This is a genomic window from Streptomyces chumphonensis (assembly GCF_014779715.1).
In the GTDB taxonomy this organism is placed as follows: domain Bacteria; phylum Actinomycetota; class Actinomycetes; order Streptomycetales; family Streptomycetaceae; genus Streptomyces; species Streptomyces chumphonensis.
Window position 1 is genome coordinate 92,375 of the sequence record NZ_JACXYU010000001.1, and the last position, 20,558, is coordinate 112,932.

A 20,558-nucleotide genomic window follows, 5' to 3' on the forward strand; every position below is an offset into this window, starting at 1 on the left:
CCCTGCGTGCCATACTTCCTAGGCGCTCCGTATCCCCCGTCGGAGCGACGATCGACGCCGGGCAGCTCCCCCCGTGGCTGCCCGGCGTCGTCATGTCCGCAGGTCACATGCTTGGATGGGCGGGTGACCGAGGATGCGACGCCGATCTGTTCCGCCAAGGGGTGCCGGGCACCGGCCGTGTGGGTGCTGGCCTGGAACAACCCCAAACTGCACACCCCGGAGCGGCGCAAGACGTGGCTGGCGTGCGAGGAGCACCGCGAACACCTGGCGCATTTCCTCGGCGTGCGCGGCTTCCTCAAGGACGTGGTGGCGCTGACGGACTGGGAGGCGCCGGGCGGGCCGGGGGGCCCGGCCGGGCCGGAGGGCGGCGCCGGATCAGCCGCCGATCGCTGACATCGGGCGGTCCGGCTGGATGAAGGACGGGTCGTCGATGCCGGCGCCCGCCTTCTTGCCCCACATCGCGGTGCGCCAGAGCCCGGCGACCGTGGCGTCGTCCGCGCCCGAGCGCATCGCGCCCCGCAGGTCGGACTCCTCGGTGGCGAACAGGCAGGTGCGGACCTGCCCGTCGGCCGTCAGCCGGGTGCGGTCGCAGGCCCGGCAGAAGGGCCGGGTGACGGAGGCGATGACCCCGACCCGCTGCGGGCCGCCGTCCACCAGCCAGCGCTCGGCGGGCGCGGAGCCGCGCTCGTCCTCCCCCTCGGCGGTGAGGGTGAAGCGGGTGCGCAGGGAGGCGAGGATGTCCCCGGCCGTGATCATGCCCTCGCGCTTCCAGCCGTGCTGGGCGTCCAGCGGCATCTGCTCGATGAACCGCAGCTCGTAGTCGTTCTCGAGCGCCCAGGCGAGCAGGTCGGGCGCCTCGGCGTCGTTGAGGCCGGGCATCAGGACGGCGTTGACCTTGACGGGCGTGAGCCCGGCGGTGCGGGCGGCGGCCAGGCCGCGCAGCACGTCGGCGTGGCGCTTGCGGCGGGTCATCCGCTGGAACACCTCGGGGTCGAGGGTGTCCAGGGAGACGTTGACGCGGTCGAGGCCGGCGTCCCTCAGGGCGGTCGCGGTGCGCTCCAGGCCGATGCCGTTGGTGGTCAACGAGAGCCGCGGCCGTGGTTCCAGGGACGCGCAGCGCTCCACGACGGACACCAGCCCGGGGCGCAGCAGCGGCTCCCCGCCGGTGAAGCGGACCTCCTCCACGCCCAGCTCCGTGACGGCGATGTGCACGAGGCGGACGATCTCGTCGTCGGTGAGGAGCTCGGGTTTGGCGAGCCACTGCAGTCCCTCCTCGGGCATGCAGTAGGTGCAGCGCAGGTTGCAGCGGTCGGTCAGCGAGACCCGCAGGTCGGTGGCGACCCGGCCGAACGTGTCGATGAGCATGCGCGCCAGTCCTCCCACGGTTGAAGCCTTGCTGGGCAGCGTACGCGAGCCCGCCACCATTCAACAGATCGTTGAAGTGACGATATGACCACCCTCTGTTAATTTCTGATGTATATCTGACTCATCATTGCCGTTCGACGTCGGGCGGCGATAGCTTCCCTCCGACCCCCGGACGGCCAACCCCGTTTACCGGACGGCGGGTTGACGCGCCGTGCCCGGACGCCCAGCGCCCGGCGGCGCGCCACGCCACCGTCCGACGCCGCCGCACGGACCCAGAGGACCCGTACGGCCCAAGGGGCCCGGAACGGCCCGGAACCACGAGGGCCCGGGAAGCACGACCCCCAAGTCCACCCCCCGACCACATGGAGACCCCATGGCATTGAGCCCCCTGTCCAGACGGCGCCGCCTGCTCGCGGTACCCGCAGGCGTGGCCCTGACCGTCTCGCTCGGGCTGATGCCCGGCGCGGCCACGGCGCTCGCGAAGGGGAAGCCCGCCGCAGAGGAGGGCCCGACGCTGTCGTACGTGCTCAACACCGACGCGTCGAAGAAGGCGGTCAAGAAGGCCAAGAAGGCCGTCAAGAAGGCGGGCGGCACCGTCGTCACGGCCTACGAGGAGATCGGCGTCGTCGTCGCCCACTCCGACGACCCGGACTTCGGCAACGAGATGCGCGCCAAGCGGGGCATCGAATCGGCGGGGGCGACGCGCACCGCGCCGCTCACCCCGGCGGCGACGACGGACGTCGGCGAGCCGGAGTACGTCAAGCCGCCCAAGGACGGCTTCCGCGCGGCCCAGGCCGACGGCGCGACGAACGAGCCGCTGGAGTCGCTGCAGTGGCCGCTGCCCCAGATCAAGGCCGACGAGGCGCACCGCATCAGTGAGGGCAGCCGCGACGTGACCGTCGCCGTCATCGACACCGGCGTCGACGACACCCACCCCGACCTCGCCCCGAACTTCTCCGCCGCCCAGTCCGCCAACTGCGTCGGCGGCGTCGCCGACACCAGCGCGGGAGCCTGGCGCCCGTACGTGGACGGCAGCTACCACGGCACGCACGTGGCCGGCATCGTGGCCGCCCCCCGCAACGGCATCGGCGTGGCCGGAGCCGCCCCGGGCGTCCAGGTCTCCTCCATCAAGGTGAGCGAGCCCGGCACGAGCCTCTTCTACACCGAGGCCGTCGTGTGCGCCTTCATGTTCGCCGCCGAGACCGGCGTCGAGATCACCAACAACAGCTACTACATCGACCCGTGGCTGTTCGCCTGCCGCGACGACGAGGACCAGGGCGCCCTCGTCGAGGCCGTGACCCGGGCGATGGCGTACGCCACGCGTGAGGGCGTCGCCCACGTCACCTCCTCGGGCAACTCCAACATGGACCTGGCCGCCGACGAACTCACCGACACCTCCAGCCCGAACGACACCACCCCCGTCGAGCGGACCGTGGACCCGAGCGTGTGCCCGGACATGCCCACCCAGCTGCCGGGCGTGACCTCGGTCGCCTCCACCGGCTCACACGGCGTCAAGTCCTACTTCTCCAACCACGGCCTGGGCGAGATCGACATCGCCGCGCCCGGCGGTGACGCCCGCTACCAGATCCCGGACGCCCCGGCCAAGAACGGCGGGGTCCTGTCGACCATGCCGGACGGGGAGTACGCGTTCCTCCAGGGCACCTCGATGGCCGGACCGTACGTCGCGGGCGTCGCCGCGCTCATCAAGAGCGAGGACCCGCACGTCACCCCGCAGGAGCTGGCCTGGCGGCTGAAGGCGCAGGCCGTCAGCACCCCCTGCCCCGAGGGAGAGTTCGACCCCAGCGGGGACGGGCGCTGGGCCGCCTCCTGCACCGGCACCCAGCACATCAACAGCTTCTACGGCTACGGCATCGTCGACGCCCTCGCCGCCGTGAAGTGACCTGACGGCGCCGGACGGCCCGCCTCGACCGAGGCGCCCCCGGCGAGCCCGCGGCCGGACCCCGCCCGGGGTCCGGCCGCGCGGTGTTTCCGGAGCGGACGGACCGGGGGGGGGACAAGCCGGACGAAGCAGGCGCTAGAGCGGCAAACCGAACCGGCGTCAAAGCCCTTGCGCACGGCCGGGCTTGTCCGGGCGCACGGTGGGCGATGTCAGTCGGGACCCGTATCCTCTGTGACCATGCTCGAAGATCAGACGGCACCGGGGAACCGGACTCAGTCAGCGCCCGGCGCACCGCGGATCCCCGCACAGCAGCCCGCGGGGTCCGGCTGGCCGTCGGACTACCCCGCCGGATACGCCGTGGTGGACGTGGAGACGACCGGGCTGTCCCGCGAGGACAGGATCGTGTCGGCCGCCGTCTACCAGCTCGACGCCCGGGGCGAGGTGGAGGACCACTGGTACTCCACGGTCAACCCGCAGCGCGATCCGGGGCCCACCTGGATCCACGGGCTCACGAGCGCGGTGCTGGCGGACGCCCCCCTCTTCGGGGAGGTCGCCGAGGAGTTCGGGCGGCGGCTCGACGGCCGTGTCCTGGTCGCCCACAACGCCATGTTCGACTGGACGATGATCGCCCGCGAGTTCGCCCGCACCGACCGCGAGCCGCCCGTACGGCAGCGGCTGTGCACCATCGCGCTGTCCAAGTCCCTCGGCCTCCCGCTGGCCAACCACAAGCTGGAGTCGCTGGCGGCGCACTACGGCGTCGTCCAGCAGCGCGCCCACCACGCGCTGGACGACGCCCGCGTGCTGGCGGAGACGTTCCGCCCGAGTCTGCGGCTGGCGGCGGCGGGCGGCGTGCGGCTGCCGCTGCTGTCCTGCACCCCGCTGACGGAGTGGTCCGCCGCGCCGTACGGCGGCCCCGGCGGCCAGGGCGGCGCCCGCCCCTTCGCGGCGGCGACGTGGCGGCCCTCGCGCAGGCGGCCGGCCTGCCCCTACCCGAACCCCGGCCGCTACCGCCCCGGCGGCACCCTCGTCCAGGGCATGCGGGTGGCCATCTCCGGGGACACCCAGACCGAACGGGAGCTGCTGGAGGACCGCGCCATCGAGGCGGGCCTGCACATCGCCACGAGCGTGTCGCGGCTCACGAGCCTGCTGGTGACGAACGACCCCTCCTCACCCACCGGCAAGGTGAACCGCGCCCGCTCGTTCGGCACCCCGATCCTCGACGAGGCGGCCTTCACCCAGCTTCTGCGGGACGTGGCCCCAGCGCCCGGGAGCTGAGCGCGGCGCGGTACCGTCGATGGTCGTGTACCGCTTCCTGTTGTCCCGCCAGTGGGTGATCCTCACCCTCCTCGGCCTCGCGCTGATGCCGGTCATGGTGCAGCTCGGCTTCTGGCAGCTGCACCGGCACCAGGACCGCGTCGCGCACAACGAGCTGATCGCCGACAGCCTCGCCGCCGACCCGGTACCCGTCACGGAGCTGACCGGTACGGAGCGGCAGCCCGCCGCCGAGGACCGCTTCCGCCGGGTGACGGCGAGCGGGGTCTACGACACCGGGCACGAGGTCGTCGTGCGCCGCCGCACCGCCGCCGACGGCCGCGAGGTGGGCTACTTCGTGCTCACGCCGCTGATCCGCGCGGACGGCACCGCGCTGCTGGTGAACCGGGGCTGGGTGCCCGGCAGCGGCGACCAGCGGACGTTCCCCGAGGTCCCGGACGCCCCCGGGGGCACGGTCACCCTCACCGGACGCCTGATGCGCGACGAGACGACGGAGGCGACGGGCATCAAGGTCCGCGAGGGCCTGCCGGACCGCCAGGTCATGCTCATCAACAGCGCGGACCGGGAGAAGGAACTGGGCCGGCCGGTGCTGGGCGGGTTCGTGGAGCTGACGGACACGGCGCCGCGGCCCGCGCCGGACGAGCTCGCCCAGCAGGTCCCCGAGCCCGACCAAAGCGGCATCGGCGCGCACATGGCCTACGCCGTCCAGTGGTGGCTGTTCACCGCCGCCGTCCCCGTGGGGTGGGTCGTGCTGCTGCGGCGGGAGCTGCGGGACCGGCGGGCCGCCGCTGCCGGGCCGACGGCGGACGGGCCGGGACGCGACGTGCCCGCCGACCGGCGTGACGCGCCCGCCAGGACCCCCGCCCGCACGGCCGCCGGGGCGGGCACGGCAGACTGACGCCCATGGATCTCGGGCTCAAGGACACGGCGTACCTCGTCACCGGCGGCACGCGCGGACTCGGTTTCGCCACCGCGCGGCAGCTCACCGCCGACGGGGCACGCGTACTGGTCACCGGGCGGGAGCGGGAGACGGCCGAGGCGGCGGCGCGGCGGCTCGGGCCGTCGGCCGTCGGCATGGCCGCCGACAACGCCGACCCGGCTGCCGCCGAACGGCTGGTGGACGCCGCCTTCACGCACTTCGGCCGCCTCGACGGTGTCCTCGTCAGCGTCGGCGGCCCCCCGGCCGGCGGCGCCGAGACGGCGACCGACGAACAGTGGCGGACCGCCTTCGACGCGGTGTTCCTCGGCGCGGTGCGGACGGCCCGGGCAGCCGCCGCGCGGCTTGCGGAGGGCGGGGTGATCGGTTTCGTGCTCTCCGGTTCGGTGGCCGAGCCGATCCCCGGCCTGACGATCTCCAACGGGCTGCGGCCGGGGCTCGCGGGTTTCGCCAAGTCGCTGTCGCTGGAGCTCGGGCCGCGCGGCATCCGGGTGGTGGGGCTGCTGCCCTCGCGCATCGACACCGACCGCGTCCGGGAGCTCGACGCGCTGTCCGGGGACGCCGACGCCTCCCGCGCCCGCAACTGCGCGGCGATCCCGCTGGGCCGCTACGGCACGCCGGAGGAGTTCGGGAAGGCGGCGGCGTTCCTGCTCTCCCCCGCCGCGTCCTACCTCACCGGCACGATGCTGCCGGTGGACGGCGGCGCCCAGCACCGCTTCTGAGCGGCCCGCACGGGGAACGGGCGGGAGCCGGGCTCAGGTCAGGCGTTCGGGGCGGCCCCGCGCTCCGCGCAGCCGCGCCTCGGCGGGCAGCGACTCCAGCCCGGCCGAGGCCCGGGCGTGTTCCAGCGGCCCCCGGTGCAGCGCGCGGACGAGGCCGGCCGGGCGCGCGTCGGCGCCCACCAGGACCCCGACGCGGGCCCTCGGCGCCCGCCGCCGCCCCACCAGGCGGGTACGGGCGCCGCGCACGCCGGGCAGCTCCTCCGTCTCCGCCGCGATGACGTCGGCCAGCGCCGACCCGCGCACCGCCGCCCCCGCGCCGTCGCCGCTGTCCACCAGGACGGCCGCGACGCGCCGGGAGCGCAGCTGGGCGATCAGCCACCACAACGCCACGACCAGCAGCACGCCGAGGACGGAGAGGACGACGGGCCACCACCAGCTCTCGTCGGTCCACTGGGTGCGGTCCTCCCGGGTGAGGAGGACCTCGTCGGGGTTGCGCCAGGAGTAGCCGTCGGGCGGCGTGACGTCGAGGCGGCGGAAGAGGTCGGTGCCGCCCGCGAGGCCGGCCGCCCCGAGACCCAGCAGCGCCAGGCCGGTGAGCGCCAGCAGCACCCGGTTGACGGTTCTCAGCATCGGTGCACCTTCAGCGTGGGTCAGTGGTGGTCCGGGCGGCGGACGTGGACCGACAGCCGGGGCTGCCGCGCCAGTCCCAGATCGGCCAGGGTGTCGGCCAGGACGCCGGTCAGGTCCGTGCGGACCTCCTCGACCTCCCGGAAGTGGGCGACCGCCCGCACCCGGGCCCTGCGGCGGCGGACCCGGACCTTGGCGCTGCGCACGCCCGGCACCTGGACCGCCTGCTCACGCAGCACCCCGGCGGCGGTCCCCCGGTCGAGCCCGGCCCGCAGGCCCGGCGCCCCGTGCATGGTCAGCAGGGCCCGCAGCCCCGGGGTGAGGGCCAGGAGCAGCAGCCACAGGCCCAGCGCCGCGACGAGAGCCGCACCGGCGATCGTCCAGGCGTCGCCGAGCTGGCGGGTGGCCAGTTCGTCAGCGAGTCCGGTGCGCCAGTCGGCGGCCTCGCGGCCGGCCCGGACGGCGATCAGGTCGTACAGGAGGAAGCCGACGCCGAAGAGCAGCACGAGGGCGACCAGGACCGAGGGCAGTCGGCGTACCGACCAGAACCGGCCGCGCCGACCCGAGCCCGGTTCCGGCTCCGCCGCGCCCCCCGCCGCGCCGGGCGGGCCCGTGACGTCGCGGTCGGCGGGCGGGGGGTCGAGGGTGCGGGGTGCGCCGGGGGACTCGTCGGTCACTGCACCCTCCCCGCCCGGTCGCCGCCCAGGTGCGGGGTGTTGAGCCGCTCGACGTCGACGGCCACCTCCCGCACCGCGAAACCGGCCAGCTCCCGCACCCGGACCACCACCCGGCGGCGCACCGCGCGGCACTGGGCGCCGATGTCGCTCGGGTACCCGAGCTCGACGGACACCCGCAGCCGGGCGGTGTCCGGCTCACCGGCCCGGCGGGAGCGGGAGCGGGAGGACACCGAGGCGTCACGGGCCCGACTCCCGGGCGCGGGCAGCTCGGCCGGGGCCGCGGCCGGGCCCCCGGGCGGCACGTGAGCCTCCGGGGCGCCGCCGTCGGGGGCGGCCGGCACCGGACGGCCGGTGCCGGCCGTGTCGTCCGGGCCGCGCAGAGCCTCGTGGGCGGCCTGGACGGCGATCTTGGCGATCACCTTGTCCGCGATCCGCGTGGCCCCGCGCTCGGCGGCGGGGACGGGTTCGAGCGCCACGGCTCACCGCCGACGATCGCTGCGGCCCCGGGCACCGAAGAACTCCCCCGGGTCCAGGTCACCGTCGGCGAACCTGCCGATGACGAATCCCACGGCGCCCAGCGCCGCCACGAGCAGAAAGGCTCCGAACCCGCCGAAATAGCCGGCGAAGCCCAGCGCCATTCCGGTGACCAAGCCGACGACCGCCATACTCATCCTGCGCTCCTTGCATCGCTCCGCCCGGACCTCACCGGGTCACCGCCCTCCTCGCGGGTCTTCCCCGCGGCGGGCCCGGCCACCCCACCCCGGTCTACCGCAACCTGGGCTGTTCCTCTTCCTCGTCCTCGTCCGGCTCGTCGGGGAGCTTGACGTCGCTGACGGCGATGTTGACCTCCACCACTTCCAGCCCGGTCATGCGTTCGACGGCTTCCACGACGCTGGTGCGCACGTCGGCGGCGACATCGGAGATGGAGACGCCGTACTCCACCACGATCTCCAGGTCGAGGGCCGCCTGCACCTCCCCCACCTCCGCCTTGACGCCGCGCGTCACGGAGCGGCCGCCACCGGGGACGCGGTCCCGTACGGCGCCGAAGGTGCGGGCCATCCCGCCGCCCATCGCGTGGACGCCGTCGACGTCCCGCGTGGCCATGCCGGCGATCTTGGCCACCACTCCGTCGGCGATGGTCGTCCTCCCCCGGCCGGCCGGGTCGCCGCCGCCCCGGTTGGCGCCCTGGGAACGCCCTGCCTGGCCGGTGTCCTTGGCCGCGGCGGATGTCGTCTCGGTCATCGCCTTCATCCCTTTCCGATCAGGCTGCTGGGAGGCGGAGAGGCCTGCCCCACTCCGCGACTCACCCTAGGTCTGACCCAGACGGGTACCCACCCGTTGCACGGCCGAACGGGTGGGCATGAGTCCGATTTCCGGCCCCGTACTCACCCGTTCGGTGTGCTGCGGCCCTGCGCGAGCCCGGCCGTGCCCACGCGCCGAGCCCGGCCGTGCCTACTCGCCGAGCCCGGCGAGCGCGTGCAGCCGTCGGCCCTGGGCGGCCCGTTCGGCCACGCGCTGCTCCTCGTAGTCCCGCTGGAGTGCGCCCTGGAGCAGCGCCTTCGTCTCGATCACCGCGTCGCGCGGGGCGGCGACCAGGGCGGCGGCGAGGTCGGCGGTCGCCGCCGCCAACTCGGCCCGCGGCACGGTGAGGTTGGCCAGCCCGCAGCGTTCGGCCTCCTGGGCGTGGACGAAGCGGCCGGTGGCGCAGATCTCCAGGGCGCGGGCGTACCCCACCAGGTTGACCAGCGGGTGGGTGCCCGTCAGGTCGGGGACGAGGCCGAGGCTCGTCTCGCGCATGGCGAACTGGGCGTCGTCCGCACAGACCCGCAGGTCACAGGCGAGGGCCAGTTGGAAGCCCGCGCCGATGGCGTGCCCCTGGACGGCGGCGATGGTGACGACGTCCGGCCGGCGCCACCAGGTGAACGCCTCCTGGTACTCGGCGATGACGGCGTCCATGTCGGCGGCTGGGCCCCGGGCCAGGTCCAGGAACGAGGGCTCGCCCTCGAAGCCCTCGGGCGTGAAGGCCCGCCGGTCCAGCCCGGCGGAGAACGACCGGCCCTCGCCGCGCAGCACGCAGACCCGCACGCTGCCCGGCAGCTCCCGGCCCGCCGCCGCCAGCGCGCGCCACATCGCCGGGGACTGGGCGTTGCGCTTGTCCGGGTTGGCCAGCGTGACCGTGGCCACGGCGCCGTCGTTCTCCGGGTCGACGGTGAGTCGCACACCGTCCTGGTCGAGCAGGGTCATCGCGTCCTCCGGTGGCTTGCCGCAGTGAAGTGACTGCAGAGTAACCACCCGGCCGGTCCGAGGATCGGCCGGGTGGGCCGCCGAAGGATGCGTCCCACCCGCTCCGGGAACGGGTGGTCAGCCGGCCTTCTTGCCCCGCGTGGCACCGCCGCGACCGCGCAGGGTCACTCCGGCCTCGCTGAGCATGCGGTGCACGAACCCGTAGGACCGGCCGGTTTCCTCGGCCAGCGCCCGGATGCTCGCGCCTGAGTCGTATTTCTTCTTCAGGTCCGCCGCGAGCTCCTCGCGCGCGGTGCCGGTCACCCGGCTGCCCTTCTTCAGAGTCTCGGTCACCCGTGCCTCCTCGTGGGAAGTGCGCTCTGAGTTCTCATGATCACCCCTCCCGCCGGTTCTGGCCACCCATTCGGCAAGGTCGATGGGATGAGCTTGACGCGGCGGACACCCGCTGTGACGGGCGCGACGGCCTCGACAGCGCGGCTCGGAGGCCGCTCAGGACCGGCGCCGACGCGCAAAGGGGCAGGTCAGCCCCGACGACCCCGGCGCCACCGCGGGTACGGGGCGAGCGAGCGCCCGGCGGCGTCCGGAGGGCGGGGTGACCGGGGGATACGAGCCGTCCTCACTCGGATGAAGGATCATGCGTCTACCCGCGCTCCGCGCGGCGACGGGCGATCCGTGACGCCCCGCGCCCGAACGGTAGCGCGACGTCACGGGAGCGGGTCATGCCAGTGCGACGAGGTCCGCGTAGTCGGCGCCCCACAGGTCCTCCACGCCGTCCGGCAGGAGGATGATCCTCTCCGGCTGAAGGGCGTCGACGGCGCCCTCGTCGTGGGTGACCAGCACCACCGCGCCGGAGAACGTGCGCAGGGCGCCGAGGATCTCCTCGCGGCTGGCCGGGTCGAGGTTGTTCGTGGGCTCGTCGAGCAGCAGCACGTTGGCGGAGGAGACGACCAGGGTGGCCAGCGCCAGCCGCGTCTTCTCGCCGCCGGAGAGCACACCGGCCGGCTTGTCGACGTCGTCCCCGGAGAAGAGGAACGAGCCGAGGACCTTGCGGATCTGCACGAGGTCCATGTCCGGCGCCGCCGTGCGCATGTTCTCCAGCACCGTGCGCCCGGGGTCCAGCGTCTCGTGCTCCTGGGCGTAGTAGCCGAGCTTGAGGCCGTGCCCGGGGCGCACCGCGCCCGTGTCGGGCTCCTCCACGCCGGCCAGGAGCCGCAGCAGCGTCGTCTTGCCGGCGCCGTTGAGCCCGAGGATGACGACGCGCGAGCCGCGGTCCACGGCGAGGTTGACGTCGGTGAAGATCTCCAGGGAGCCGTAGGACTTGGACAGCCCCTCGGCCGTCAGCGGCGTCTTCCCGCAGGGGGCCGGGTCCGGGAAGCGGAGCTTGGCCACCTTGTCGTTCTGCCGCTCGGCCTCCAGGCCCCGGAGCAGCTTCTCGGCGCGGCGGGCCATGTTCTGCGCCGCCACCGCCTTCGTCGCCTTGGCCCGCATCTTGTCGGCCTGGGTGTTGAGCGCGGCGGCCTTCTTCTCGGCGTTGGCCCGCTCCCGCCTGCGGCGCTTCTCGTCGGCCTCGCGCTGGGTGAGGTACTGCTTCCACCCCATGTTGTACTGGTCGATCTGCGAGCGGGTGGCGTCGAGGTAGAACACCTTGTTGACCACCGTCTCCACGAGGTTGATGTCGTGGGAGATGACGACGAGGCCGCCCCGGTAGGTCTTGAGGAAGTCCCTCAGCCAGACGATCGAGTCGGCGTCGAGGTGGTTGGTGGGCTCGTCGAGCAGCAGGATGTCGGCGTCGGAGAAGAGGATGCGGGCCAGCTCGACGCGGCGCCGCTGGCCGCCGGAGAGCGTGTGCAGCGGCTGGGCGAGCACCCGGTCGGGCAGTCCGAGGCTGGCCGCGATGGTCGCGGCCTCGGCCTCGGCGGCGTAGCCGCCCTTGGTGAGGAACTCCGTCTCCAGGCGCTCGTACTTCTTCATGGCCCGCTCGCGGGTGGCGCCCTTGCCGCCCGCCATCCGCTCCTCGTTCTCCCGCATGCGGCGGATGACGACGTCGAGGCCGCGCGCGGACAGGACGCGGTCGCGGGCGAAGGTGTCCAGGTCGCCGGTGCGGGGGTCCTGCGGCAGGTAGCCGACCTCGCCGGTGGAGGTGATGGCGCCCGAGGCCGGCTGCCCCTGGCCGGCCAGGCACTTGGTGAGCGTGGTCTTGCCGGCGCCGTTGCGGCCGACGAGGCCGATGCGGTCGCCGCGGGCGATGCGGAAGCTGGCCGACTCGATGAGGATGCGGGCGCCGGCGCGCAGCTCGAGGTCGGAAACGGTGATCACGGAAGAACTCCTGGACAGGACGACGTACGTACGGGCTGGCGGGCTTCGGGACGCGTGCCGCGGGGCGCCGCGCGTGCGTCGGGCGCGGCGGACGGCAGGCGGACGTACGTCGTCGGCTAATGCGTGCGGGGAGTTTCCATGTCGGGAAGTCTACCGGCGCGTCGCAACCGCTTTTCCCGCCGCCCGCGTCCCGTCAGGCACCGCCGGAGTGGACCTGGAAGGCCGCCCGGCGCACGGCACGGGCCAGGGCCGGGTCGGGATGCGCGGCGGCGAGCGCGACCAGGACCTGGACGGTGCGGGGGTGGCCGGTGGCCCGGACCTCCTCCAGGAGCCGGGGCACCGTCTCCCGCACGGCCGATTCCAGGTGGTCCACGAGGAGCTGGCTCTCACCGTGGTCCGCGACGGCGGCCGCCGTGTCCACCCACAGCCAGGCGGCCTCCGCCCGGCTGAGGACGCCGGGGGCGCCACCGGCCAGGTCCTCGGGGTCGGCGCCCTCGTGCTCCGCGAGCCACAGCAGCGCGTAGGGGCGCAGCGCCGGCTCGTCGGCGGCCTCCCGGACGGCGGGCTCGGCCGGGGCGCCGACGACGCGCAGCGCCTCGAAGGCGAGGGCGCGCACGAGGGCGTCCTCGCCGCGTGCCGCCGTGAGCAGCTCGCCGACGGCCGGGACGGTCGGACGGGCCGCGAGCCAGGCGCGGTACTCGGCGCGGGCCGGGCCCGGGGAGAGCCGCGCGCAGCCGCGCAGCATGTCCTCGGCGCACTGCTCGATGTTCCCGGCCGGGCTGAGGGCGGCGACGCAGATCTGTTCCAGCTTGACCCACACCGCCCAGTCCCCCAGGGGGGTCAGCACGGCCTGGCCGGGCCCGTCCTCCTGGCCGGGGGTCTGGCAGCGGGTGAGGGCGCCGACGGCGGAGAGGCCGTCCAGGACCCAGCCGAGCAGGGGCGTCAGCTCGGCTGGGTCCTGGACGGCCGCGGGACGGGCCGGGGCGCCGGCCGCGGCGCGCTCGGCGTGGAGTTCGGCGATGCGCTGGGCCAGCAGCTCCAGCAGGGCCGGTTCGGCCATCGGCCCGGACGTGAGGTGCATGACCGACAGCAGTTGGGGGGCGGCGACGACGACGTCCCCCACCAGGGACGCGTCGGCGCTTTCGGGGGCCGGGCAGGCCAGCGACCAGGCGTCGAAGAGGGCGACCCAGCCGCGCAGCACGGCCGAGTCGTCCCGGTCCCAGGCGCGCAGCCGCCAGCCGGCCCGCACGGTTCCGGCGTGCAGCTCGACCAGCCCGGCCAGTCGCGCCCGGTCCCACTGGACGGCCACCTGGTCCCGGGGCATGCGCAGGGCCTCGGCGGGCGGCCCGGGGTCCAGGGCCGGGGAGAGGTCACGTCCGGGGTCCAGGGGCCGCCCGTCGGCCCAGCGGGCGAGGCGCACGGCCTCGCCCAGGGCCGCGCGGGCCTGGCGCGCGAGCCGGTCGCGGGGCAACAGCCCGGCCGGAGGACGCGGTGCGGGCCGGGAGCGCCGCACGGAGACGGATCGGCGGGCCGAGGCGAGGGCCTGCCCGGGGACGATGCTCAGCCTGGTGTCTCGCGGGGTACGGGACGTCACGGGGTGCAGTCTTCCTGCTGAGCCCCGAAAAGCCCAAACCGTGGTCGACGTCACCCACATGGCGGGCCCGGGCGGGTGCGCCGCGACGCGCTCGCAGGAGGACGTCCCGGCGGGCGCGGGGGTCTCACATGAGCGGGGTGAGGAAGCGCCGCAGGGCCTCCTCGCAGCCCATCGGGTCGGCGTTCCAGGCACCGCCGTGCCGACCGCGCAGCACCTCCCGGACGGTCACCAGGTCGGGGCGGGCGGCGGCGTAGTCGATCGAGTCGCCCCAGGAGGCGACGCGGTCGCCGGGGCCGTGAAGGATCAGTACCGGCTCGGTCAGGCGCTCCGGGTCGGTGGCGTCGGCCAGCCGCTCGGGGGCTCCCTCGGTACGCGTCTCCGCCGCCCGCACGGCCAGCGGGAGGAGCGCGCGGGGCACGCGGCGTCCGGCGAGGGCGCGCACGGTGGTGCGCCAGTCGAGGACCGGCGAGTCCAGCACCAGGCCCGCGACGTGAGCCCGCAGCGCCGAGCGGGCGGCCGCGTACAGGGCCATGGTCGCGCCGGTGGACCAGCCGATGAGCACGATGCGGGCGGCGCCCCGGCCGACCGCGTAGCGCAGGGCCGCGTCCAGGTCGCGCCACTCGGCGTCGCCGAAGTGGTTGGCCCCGTCGCGCGGCGCGGGCGCCCCGGGGTCGCCCCGGTAGCCGAGGGAGAGGACCGGGAACTGCATGCGGTGCAGCAGCGGCAGCACCACCAGCGGGTGGTCCCTGGTCGTACCGAGGCCGTGCACGGCGATCACCCAGGTCTCCCGGGGGCCGGGCAGGTACCAGGCGGGCAGCGGACCGAGCTCCCCGGGGACCAGGACGTCCTGGCAGTCCAGCCCGAGGGCGTCGTGCGGGGAGCCGGAGTAGACCTGCGGGGTCAGCCGCACCCGGGTGCCGGGCCGCAGCGCGCCCCGGGTGACGCGCACGAGCCGCCGTACGACGGTGTCCGGGGACCCGCCGTCGACGTGGCCGCCCGGCCGCGGGGTCTCCAGCACGTTGCCGACGACGGCGTGGCAGCCGCGTCCGGTCAGCCCGTAGATGCCGGGGAGCAGCGAGTCGAGCGAGCGGGTGAGGGTGACCTGCCCCGCGGCGGTGCCGTGGACGGTCAGCGGGGGCCCGTCGAAGCCGGGCGGCAGGCCCCCGGCGTTGGGCCTGAGGGCGGCACCTGCCGCGTACCGGCCGGCCGCCACGGCGGCACCGGCACCCAGCACTGTGGTGGAGGCGGCGACGGCGGCCGCGGCTGTGGGTCGCATCCCGCTCAGTGTGCGGCGGGCGGCCCGGGGTCGCCAGCGGACGGCGTCCGAACGGGCCGCGCGCCCCTCACGCGCGCGGCTGGCCGTACCCCCGCAGCCGGGCCGCGACGGCGTCGAGCTCCCCGGCGGACAGGACGGCGGGAACGCGGCCCGGCACCGCGGCGGCCGCCAGCCAGACCCGGCACATCCACTCCAGCTGGGCGGTGTGGTCGTACGCCTGGTCCAGGTCGCGGCCGTAGACGACCGTGCCGTGGTTGCGCAGAAGGCATCCGGTGCGTCCGCGCAGCGCGGTCAGGAGGTGGTCGGCCAGCTCGGGCGTGCCGTAGATGGCGTAGGGCGCGACGCGGACCGGGCCGCCGAGCGCCGCCGCCATGTAGTGGACGGCGGGCAGCTCGTCCACGAGCGTGGAGGCGGCCGTCGCGTGGACGGCGTGGGTGTGCACGACGGCGGCGGCGTCCGTCTCCCGGTAGACGGCCAGGTGCAGCGGCAGTTCGCTGGTGGGCGCGCGGTGCCCGGCGGCGGGGCGGCCGTCCAGGTGGACGGCGCAGAGGTCGGCGGGCGTGAGGCGGTCGTAGGGCATGCCGCTGGGCGTCACCAGGACGACGTCGCCGACGCGGGCCGAGACGTTGCCGGAGGTGCCGACGACCAGCCCGGAGTCGGCGGTGCGGCGTGCGGTGGCGACGACGTCGCGCCACCGGGCGTGCCAGTGCGGCGGCGCGTCCTCGGCGGGCAGGGGGCGCGGGGAGGGCGCGGGCATCGGTACTCCTCGGCGGGCGTCGGGGCGTCGGCGGGCGCGGGACAGGTCTCGGAACGGTCACGGCGGCCGGAACGTCACCCGGAGGACGGACCGCGGTTCCGGCGGGGAACCTTCCCACCTCCACGCTCCGGCACCGGCGTTGACCTGCCGTGTGACGGGAGTCTCCCCGGAGTGTTCACGACGACGGAACCCCCTGTTCACGCGGCGGACGAAGGACCCGCCCAGCACCCGCCGGGGCAGGACACCCCGAAGCCCGCCCCAGTTCACCTTCCGTTCACCCGATGTCCTTACGTTCACCGAGCAACCTGACCGCCAAACTGATTGCCGGGTGAATGGAACACTTCACGCTGCTGATCGGGATCGTGATCGTCACGGCCCTGGTGTTCGACTTTACGAACGGCTTCCACGACACAGCCAACGCGATGGCCACCACCATCTCCACCGGGGCCATGAAGCCCAAGGCGGCGGTGACCATGTCGGCGATCCTCAATCTCGTCGGAGCGTTCCTCTCCATCGAGGTCGCCACCACCATCTCGAAGGGCATCATCGACGAGACGGCCGGCATCCGGCCCGAAGTGATCTTCGCGGGCCTGGTCGGCGCGATCCTGTGGAACCTGCTCACCTGGCTGGGCGGCATCCCCTCCAGCTCCTCCATGGCACTCATCGGCGGTCTGATCGGTGCGACGGTCGCCTCCGTCGGGATCGGCGCGGTCGACGGTGACGCCGTGCTGAGCAAGATCCTCATCCCCGCCTTCGTCGCCCCGGTCGTCGCCGGTCTGGCCGCCTTCCTGGCGACCAAGCTGACCTACCGGGCGGCGCGCAACGCGGACCCGGAGAAGACCTCGCGCGGCTACCGCACCGGCCAGATCACCTCGGCCGCCCTCGTCTCGCTGGCGCACGGCACGAACGACGCGCAGAAGACCATGGGCGTCATGACGCTGGCCCTGATCTCCGGCGGCGTCATCGCGGGGGACGCCGACCCGCCGCTGTGGGTCATCGCCTCGGCCGGTATCGCGATCGCCCTCGGCACCTACCTGGGCGGCTGGCGCATCATCCGCACCATGGGCCGCGGCCTCACCGACATCCACCCGCCGCAGGGCTTCGCCGCGCAGACGAGTTCGGCCGTCACCATCCTGGCCTCCTCCCACCTCGGCTTCTCCCTGTCCACCACGCAGGTCTGCTCCGGTTCGGTGATGGGCTCGGGCTACGGCCGCAAGGGCGGCGTCGTGCGCTGGAACACCGCGTACCGCATGTTCGCGGCCTGGGGCCTGACGATCCCGGCGGCCGGTCTGGTCGCGGCGCTGGCGGCCCTGCTGGCCGTCCAGGGCGACTGGGGCGTCACCGTGGTGGCCGTCCTCTTCGTGGCCGCCTCCGCCGCGATCTGGGCCGCCTCCCGCCGCACCGTCGTCGACCACACCAACGTCAACGACGACGAGCCCGGCACGTCGGCCGAGCCCGGCGACCGGGGCGCGGGCGACGGGGACTCCGGCGTGATGACCGCCGCCGTCCAGGCCGTCAGCCCGCCGCCGGCCGGCGCCCAGCGCGGTGACTCCCCGTCGGACGACGACCCGAACGCGGCCGAGCGCCGCACCCCGAGCGCCGTCTGACGACGCACGCCGGACGCCGTCCCACGGCGACGGAACCCGCTCCCCGCACCACGACCCCCCAAGGACAAGTCTGATGGACATCGACTGGGCAGCACTCGGCCAGGTCTTCGGCGTCAGCCTGGTGGCGACGGTCGCCCTCGTGGGCGTCTTCACCCTCGGCATCGTCGGCGGCTCGGCGCGCACGGCGGACGGCGGCACCGGGACGCTGGCCCGCGTGGGCTCCTACGCCGCCTACGCGGTCTGCGCCGGCGCCGTGGCGCTCGGCATCTACACCATCGCGGCCTAGCCGTCGAGGGCCCGCGCACCGGGCACGCGACGACGCGCCCGCACCACGGCGGAGGGGCACGGATCTGGTCCGTGCCCCTCCGCCGTGTGTCTGCTCACACTCTCCGACGCAGGTCAGCGCCGAGTTGACGGCTTCAGCGGGCCGTGGTGGACTTCGCGTTGCCAAACGGCGGCAGGGGAGGAAGCCGGTGCGAATCCGGCGCGGTCCCGCCACTGTCACCGGGGAGCACTCCCCCACCCGAGGCCACGGCCGCACGCGCGGCGGGAAGGCCGGGGGACGTGTCGATCCGGGAGCCAGGAGACTCTCGTCGCCGGACACGTCGAGCCAGGGCGCGGACCCTGAGTGAGGACACATCGCATGCCCGGCACCGCCAGCCCTCCGGACCGTTCCGCCCCGCCCACCGAGCAGGTGCCGACGGCGAGCTGACGACGCCATGGGCCGCACCTGTGCCGGGGTCGTCCTCGGCTTCCTCGGCGACGCCCTCCTCGCCGATCCGCGCCGCGCCCACCCCGTGGCCGCCTTCGGGCGCGCGGCGGGACGCGCCGAGCGCCTCCTGTGGCGCGACCACCGCGCCGCCGGGGCCGCGCACACCGCCCTGTGCGCCGGATCCGTCGTCCTCGCCGCCGCCGCGCTCGGCCGTGCGCTTCACCGGCTGCCCGCCCGGCACGGGAGCCCGGCGGCCGTCGCGCTGAGCGCCGCCGTCACCTGGAGCGTGCTGGGCGGTACCTCGCTGGCCCGGGAGGCGCGGACCGTCGCCGCCGCCCTGGAGGCCGGTGACGTCGAGGCGGCGCGGGCCCGGCTGCCGCACCTGTGCGGCCGCGACCCGCAGGCGCTGGACGCGGAGGGCATCGCCCGCGCGGTCGTGGAGTCCGTCGCCGAGAACACCTCCGACGCCGTCGTCGGCGCTCTCGTGTGGGGCGCGCTGGCCGGTGTTCCGGGCCTGGCGGGCTTCCGGGCCGTCAACACGCTGGACGCGATGGTGGGTCACCGCTCGCCCCGCCACCGCCGGTTCGGCTGGGCGGCGGCGCGGCTGGACGACGTCGCCGGGTGGCCCGGAGCGCGGCTGACGGCGGCCCTGGCCGCCGCGCTGGGGCCCGATCCCGCCGGGGCGCTGGCGGCCTGGCGGGCCGACGCCCACCGGCATCCCTCCCCCAACGCCGGCCCGGTGGAGGCGGCGTTCGCCGGGGCGCTCGGCGTCCGGCTGGGCGGCACGCTGGCCTACGGCGGACGGGTCGAGCACCGGCCCGTCCTGGGCGGCGCCTCGGGGCGGGAGGTGACGGTGGCGGACGTGGAGCGGGCCGTGCGGCTCTCCCGCCGCGTCGGGCTGGCGGCACTGGCCGTGACCGTCGCCGGGCGTGCCCTGGGCCGCGCGGCGGTGCGGTCGGGACGTGGGGCCGCGGCGGCACGCGCCGGACGGCGGGACGGGAGGAACCATGGCGGACGGTGACACGGGCGGGGCGCTGCTCGTCGCGGGGACGACCTCGGACGCGGGCAAGAGCGTGGTGACGGCGGGCATCTGCCGCTGGCTGGCCCGGCGCGGGCTGAAGGTCGCCCCCTTCAAGGCGCAGAACATGTCGCTCAACTCGTTCGTGACGCGGGAGGGCGCCGAGATCGGCCGGGCGCAGGCCATGCAGGCCGCCGCCGCCCGCGTCGAGCCGAGCGCGCTGATGAACCCGGTGCTGCTCAAGCCGGGCGGCGACCGGACGAGCCAGGTCGTCCTGCTGGGCCGGCCGGTCGGGGAGCTGAGCGCGCGCGGCTACCACGGGGGCCGCTCCGAACGGCTGCTGGGGACGGTCACGGAGTGCCTGGCCGAACTGCGCCGCACCCATGACGCCGTCATCTGCGAGGGCGCCGGCAGCCCGGCCGAGATCAACCTGCGGCGCACGGACATCGTCAACATGGCGCTGGCGCGGGCCGCGCGGATGCCCGTCGTCGTGGTCGGCGACATCGACCGGGGTGGCGTGTTCGCGTCCTTCTTCGGGACCACGGCGCTGCTGTCCCGGGCGGACCAGGCCCTGGTGTCGGGCTACCTCGTCAACAAGTTCCGCGGGGACGTCTCCCTGCTGGAGCCGGGCCTTGACATGCTGCGGCGGCTCACCGGACGTCCCACCCTCGGCGTCCTGCCCCACCGGCACGGCCTGGGCATCGACGAGGAGGACGGACTGCGCGTCTCCCTGCGCGGGACGGTGCGGGAGGCGTCCTCCGCCCCGCCGCACGGCGCGGAGGTACTGCGGGTCACGGTGCTGCCGGTGCCGCTCATGTCGAACTTCACCGACATCGACGCCCTGGCCGCCGAGCCCGGCGTCGTGGTGCGCTTCGGCGACCGCCCCGAGGAACTGGCCGACGCCGACCTCGTCGTGGTGCCCGGCACGCGCGGGACCGTCGGCGCGCTGCGCTGGCTGCGGCAGCGGGGGCTGGCCGAGGTGCTCGCCCGCCGGGCCGCCGAGGGCCGCCCGGTGCTGGGGATCTGCGGCGGCTTCCAGCTCCTCGGCGAACGCGTCGAGGACGACGTGGAGTCGCGGGCCGGCGTCGTCGAGGGGCTGGGCCTGCTGCCGGTGCGGGTGCGGTTCGCGCGCGCCAAGACCCTCGCCCGGCCCTCCGGCACGGCGCTGGGCGAGCCGGTGGAGGGCTACGAGATCCACCACGGCGTCGCCGACGTGCTGGGCGGCGAGCCCTTCCTCGACGGCTGCCGGGTCGGCGCGGTGTGGGGCACGCACTGGCACGGCTCGCTGGAGAGCGACGCGTTCCGCCGCGCGTTCCTGCGGCGCGTGGCCACGCAGGCCGGGCGGGCGTTCGTCCCCGCCCCGGACACGGAGTTCGGCGTGCTGCGGGAGGAACAGCTCGACCGGCTGGGCGACCTGATCGAGGAGCACGCCGACACCGCGGCCCTGCTCCGGCTCATCGAGGACGGCGCCCCGGCCGGGCTGCCGTTCGTACCGCCGGGCGCACCGGCACCCGAGGAAGAGGACTCCGTATGA

21 protein-coding genes and 1 riboswitch are annotated in these 20,558 nt (G+C 75.0%); of the genes, 9 read left to right on the forward strand and 12 right to left on the reverse strand.

Annotated features, from left to right (window positions below; genetic code table 11):
* Nucleotides 1-123 precede the first annotated feature (123 nt).
* Complete coding sequence (locus IF129_RS00285; protein WP_191207329.1) at nucleotides 124-393, forward strand: hypothetical protein; 270 nt, start codon at nucleotides 124-126, stop codon at nucleotides 391-393.
* Here IF129_RS00285 and moaA read toward each other — a convergent pair.
* Nucleotides 376-1,365, reverse strand: a complete 990-nt coding sequence (gene moaA / locus IF129_RS00290; RefSeq protein WP_191207330.1) for a GTP 3',8-cyclase MoaA — start codon at nucleotides 1,363-1,365, stop codon at nucleotides 376-378. The genes IF129_RS00285 and moaA overlap by 18 nt on opposite strands.
* A gap of 373 nt (nucleotides 1,366-1,738) precedes the next feature.
* Here moaA and IF129_RS00295 point away from each other — a divergent pair, with 373 nt between their 5' ends.
* The 4 genes from IF129_RS00295 (at nucleotide 1,739) to IF129_RS00310 (ending at nucleotide 6,196) form a co-directional block, all read left to right on the forward strand.
* Nucleotides 1,739-3,265, forward strand: coding sequence for a S8 family serine peptidase (locus tag IF129_RS00295; RefSeq protein ID WP_191207331.1), 1,527 nt, complete (start codon nucleotides 1,739-1,741; stop codon nucleotides 3,263-3,265).
* A 237-nt stretch (nucleotides 3,266-3,502) separates the two neighbouring features.
* Nucleotides 3,503-4,540: a DEDDh family exonuclease gene (locus IF129_RS00300; protein WP_191207332.1), complete on the forward strand. Its 1,038-nt coding sequence runs from the start codon at nucleotides 3,503-3,505 to the stop codon at nucleotides 4,538-4,540.
* Nucleotides 4,541-4,565: 25 nt separating this feature from the next.
* Nucleotides 4,566-5,435: an SURF1 family cytochrome oxidase biogenesis protein gene (locus IF129_RS00305; protein ID WP_191207333.1), complete on the forward strand. Its 870-nt coding sequence runs from the start codon at nucleotides 4,566-4,568 to the stop codon at nucleotides 5,433-5,435.
* A gap of 5 nt (nucleotides 5,436-5,440) precedes the next feature.
* Nucleotides 5,441-6,196, forward strand: a complete 756-nt coding sequence (locus IF129_RS00310) for an SDR family oxidoreductase (protein ID WP_191207334.1) — start codon at nucleotides 5,441-5,443, stop codon at nucleotides 6,194-6,196.
* 33 nt (nucleotides 6,197-6,229) lie between these two features.
* On the opposite strand, the gene amaP is transcribed toward IF129_RS00310, so the two are convergent.
* The 11 genes from amaP to IF129_RS00365 all read right to left on the reverse strand — a co-directional run bounded on the left by amaP (nucleotide 6,230) and on the right by IF129_RS00365 (nucleotide 15,687).
* Nucleotides 6,230-6,826, reverse strand: coding sequence for an alkaline shock response membrane anchor protein AmaP (gene amaP, locus IF129_RS00315; RefSeq protein ID WP_191207335.1), 597 nt, complete (start codon nucleotides 6,824-6,826; stop codon nucleotides 6,230-6,232).
* Nucleotides 6,827-6,846: 20 nt separating this feature from the next.
* Nucleotides 6,847-7,500 carry a DUF6286 domain-containing protein gene (locus tag IF129_RS00320; RefSeq protein WP_191207336.1) on the reverse strand — a complete coding sequence of 218 codons (654 nt, stop codon included), beginning with the start codon at nucleotides 7,498-7,500 and terminating at the stop codon, nucleotides 6,847-6,849.
* Complete coding sequence (locus IF129_RS00325) at nucleotides 7,497-7,976, reverse strand: Asp23/Gls24 family envelope stress response protein (RefSeq protein WP_191207337.1); 480 nt, start codon at nucleotides 7,974-7,976, stop codon at nucleotides 7,497-7,499. The genes IF129_RS00320 and IF129_RS00325 overlap by 4 nt, the downstream gene beginning before the upstream one ends.
* A 3-nt stretch (nucleotides 7,977-7,979) precedes the next feature.
* Nucleotides 7,980-8,171 (reverse strand): hypothetical protein, encoded by a 192-nt coding sequence (locus IF129_RS00330; RefSeq protein ID WP_191207338.1) that lies wholly within the window; start codon nucleotides 8,169-8,171, stop codon nucleotides 7,980-7,982.
* A gap of 94 nt (nucleotides 8,172-8,265) precedes the next feature.
* Nucleotides 8,266-8,742 carry an Asp23/Gls24 family envelope stress response protein gene (locus IF129_RS00335; protein ID WP_191207339.1) on the reverse strand — a complete coding sequence of 159 codons (477 nt, stop codon included), beginning with the start codon at nucleotides 8,740-8,742 and terminating at the stop codon, nucleotides 8,266-8,268.
* A gap of 210 nt (nucleotides 8,743-8,952) precedes the next feature.
* Nucleotides 8,953-9,744, reverse strand: a complete 792-nt coding sequence (locus IF129_RS00340; RefSeq protein ID WP_191207340.1) for an enoyl-CoA hydratase/isomerase family protein — start codon at nucleotides 9,742-9,744, stop codon at nucleotides 8,953-8,955.
* A gap of 117 nt (nucleotides 9,745-9,861) precedes the next feature.
* The gene (locus IF129_RS00345) at nucleotides 9,862-10,077 is read right to left on the reverse strand and encodes a helix-turn-helix domain-containing protein (protein WP_191207341.1); all 216 of its coding nucleotides are present in this window, start codon (nucleotides 10,075-10,077) and stop codon (nucleotides 9,862-9,864) included.
* Nucleotides 10,078-10,461: 384 nt separating this feature from the next.
* Complete coding sequence (locus IF129_RS00350) at nucleotides 10,462-12,060, reverse strand: ABC-F family ATP-binding cassette domain-containing protein (protein WP_191207342.1); 1,599 nt, start codon at nucleotides 12,058-12,060, stop codon at nucleotides 10,462-10,464.
* A gap of 193 nt (nucleotides 12,061-12,253) precedes the next feature.
* Nucleotides 12,254-13,654 (reverse strand): hypothetical protein, encoded by a 1,401-nt coding sequence (locus IF129_RS00355; RefSeq protein ID WP_191207343.1) that lies wholly within the window; start codon nucleotides 13,652-13,654, stop codon nucleotides 12,254-12,256.
* A gap of 124 nt (nucleotides 13,655-13,778) precedes the next feature.
* Entirely contained in the window at nucleotides 13,779-14,930 is a 1,152-nt protein-coding gene (locus IF129_RS00360) for an alpha/beta hydrolase family protein (protein WP_191207344.1), read from the reverse strand.
* Between the two features lie 67 nt (nucleotides 14,931-14,997).
* Nucleotides 14,998-15,687, reverse strand: a complete 690-nt coding sequence (locus tag IF129_RS00365) for a class II aldolase/adducin family protein (RefSeq protein ID WP_191207345.1) — start codon at nucleotides 15,685-15,687, stop codon at nucleotides 14,998-15,000.
* Between the two features lie 332 nt (nucleotides 15,688-16,019).
* Between IF129_RS00365 and IF129_RS00370 the strand changes: the two genes are divergently transcribed.
* The 4 genes from IF129_RS00370 (at nucleotide 16,020) to IF129_RS00385 (ending at nucleotide 20,558) form a co-directional block, all read left to right on the forward strand.
* Nucleotides 16,020-17,294, forward strand: coding sequence for an inorganic phosphate transporter (locus tag IF129_RS00370; protein ID WP_191207346.1), 1,275 nt, complete (start codon nucleotides 16,020-16,022; stop codon nucleotides 17,292-17,294).
* A gap of 73 nt (nucleotides 17,295-17,367) precedes the next feature.
* Nucleotides 17,368-17,580, forward strand: coding sequence for a hypothetical protein (locus tag IF129_RS00375; RefSeq protein ID WP_191207347.1), 213 nt, complete (start codon nucleotides 17,368-17,370; stop codon nucleotides 17,578-17,580).
* A 178-nt stretch (nucleotides 17,581-17,758) separates the two neighbouring features.
* Nucleotides 17,759-17,883, forward strand: a riboswitch (cobalamin riboswitch).
* 130 nt (nucleotides 17,884-18,013) lie between these two features.
* Nucleotides 18,014-19,027, forward strand: a complete 1,014-nt coding sequence (locus IF129_RS00380; RefSeq protein WP_191207348.1) for a cobalamin biosynthesis protein — start codon at nucleotides 18,014-18,016, stop codon at nucleotides 19,025-19,027.
* Complete coding sequence (locus IF129_RS00385) at nucleotides 19,014-20,558, forward strand: cobyric acid synthase (protein ID WP_191207349.1); 1,545 nt, start codon at nucleotides 19,014-19,016, stop codon at nucleotides 20,556-20,558. Before IF129_RS00380 ends, IF129_RS00385 begins: the two co-directional genes overlap by 14 nt.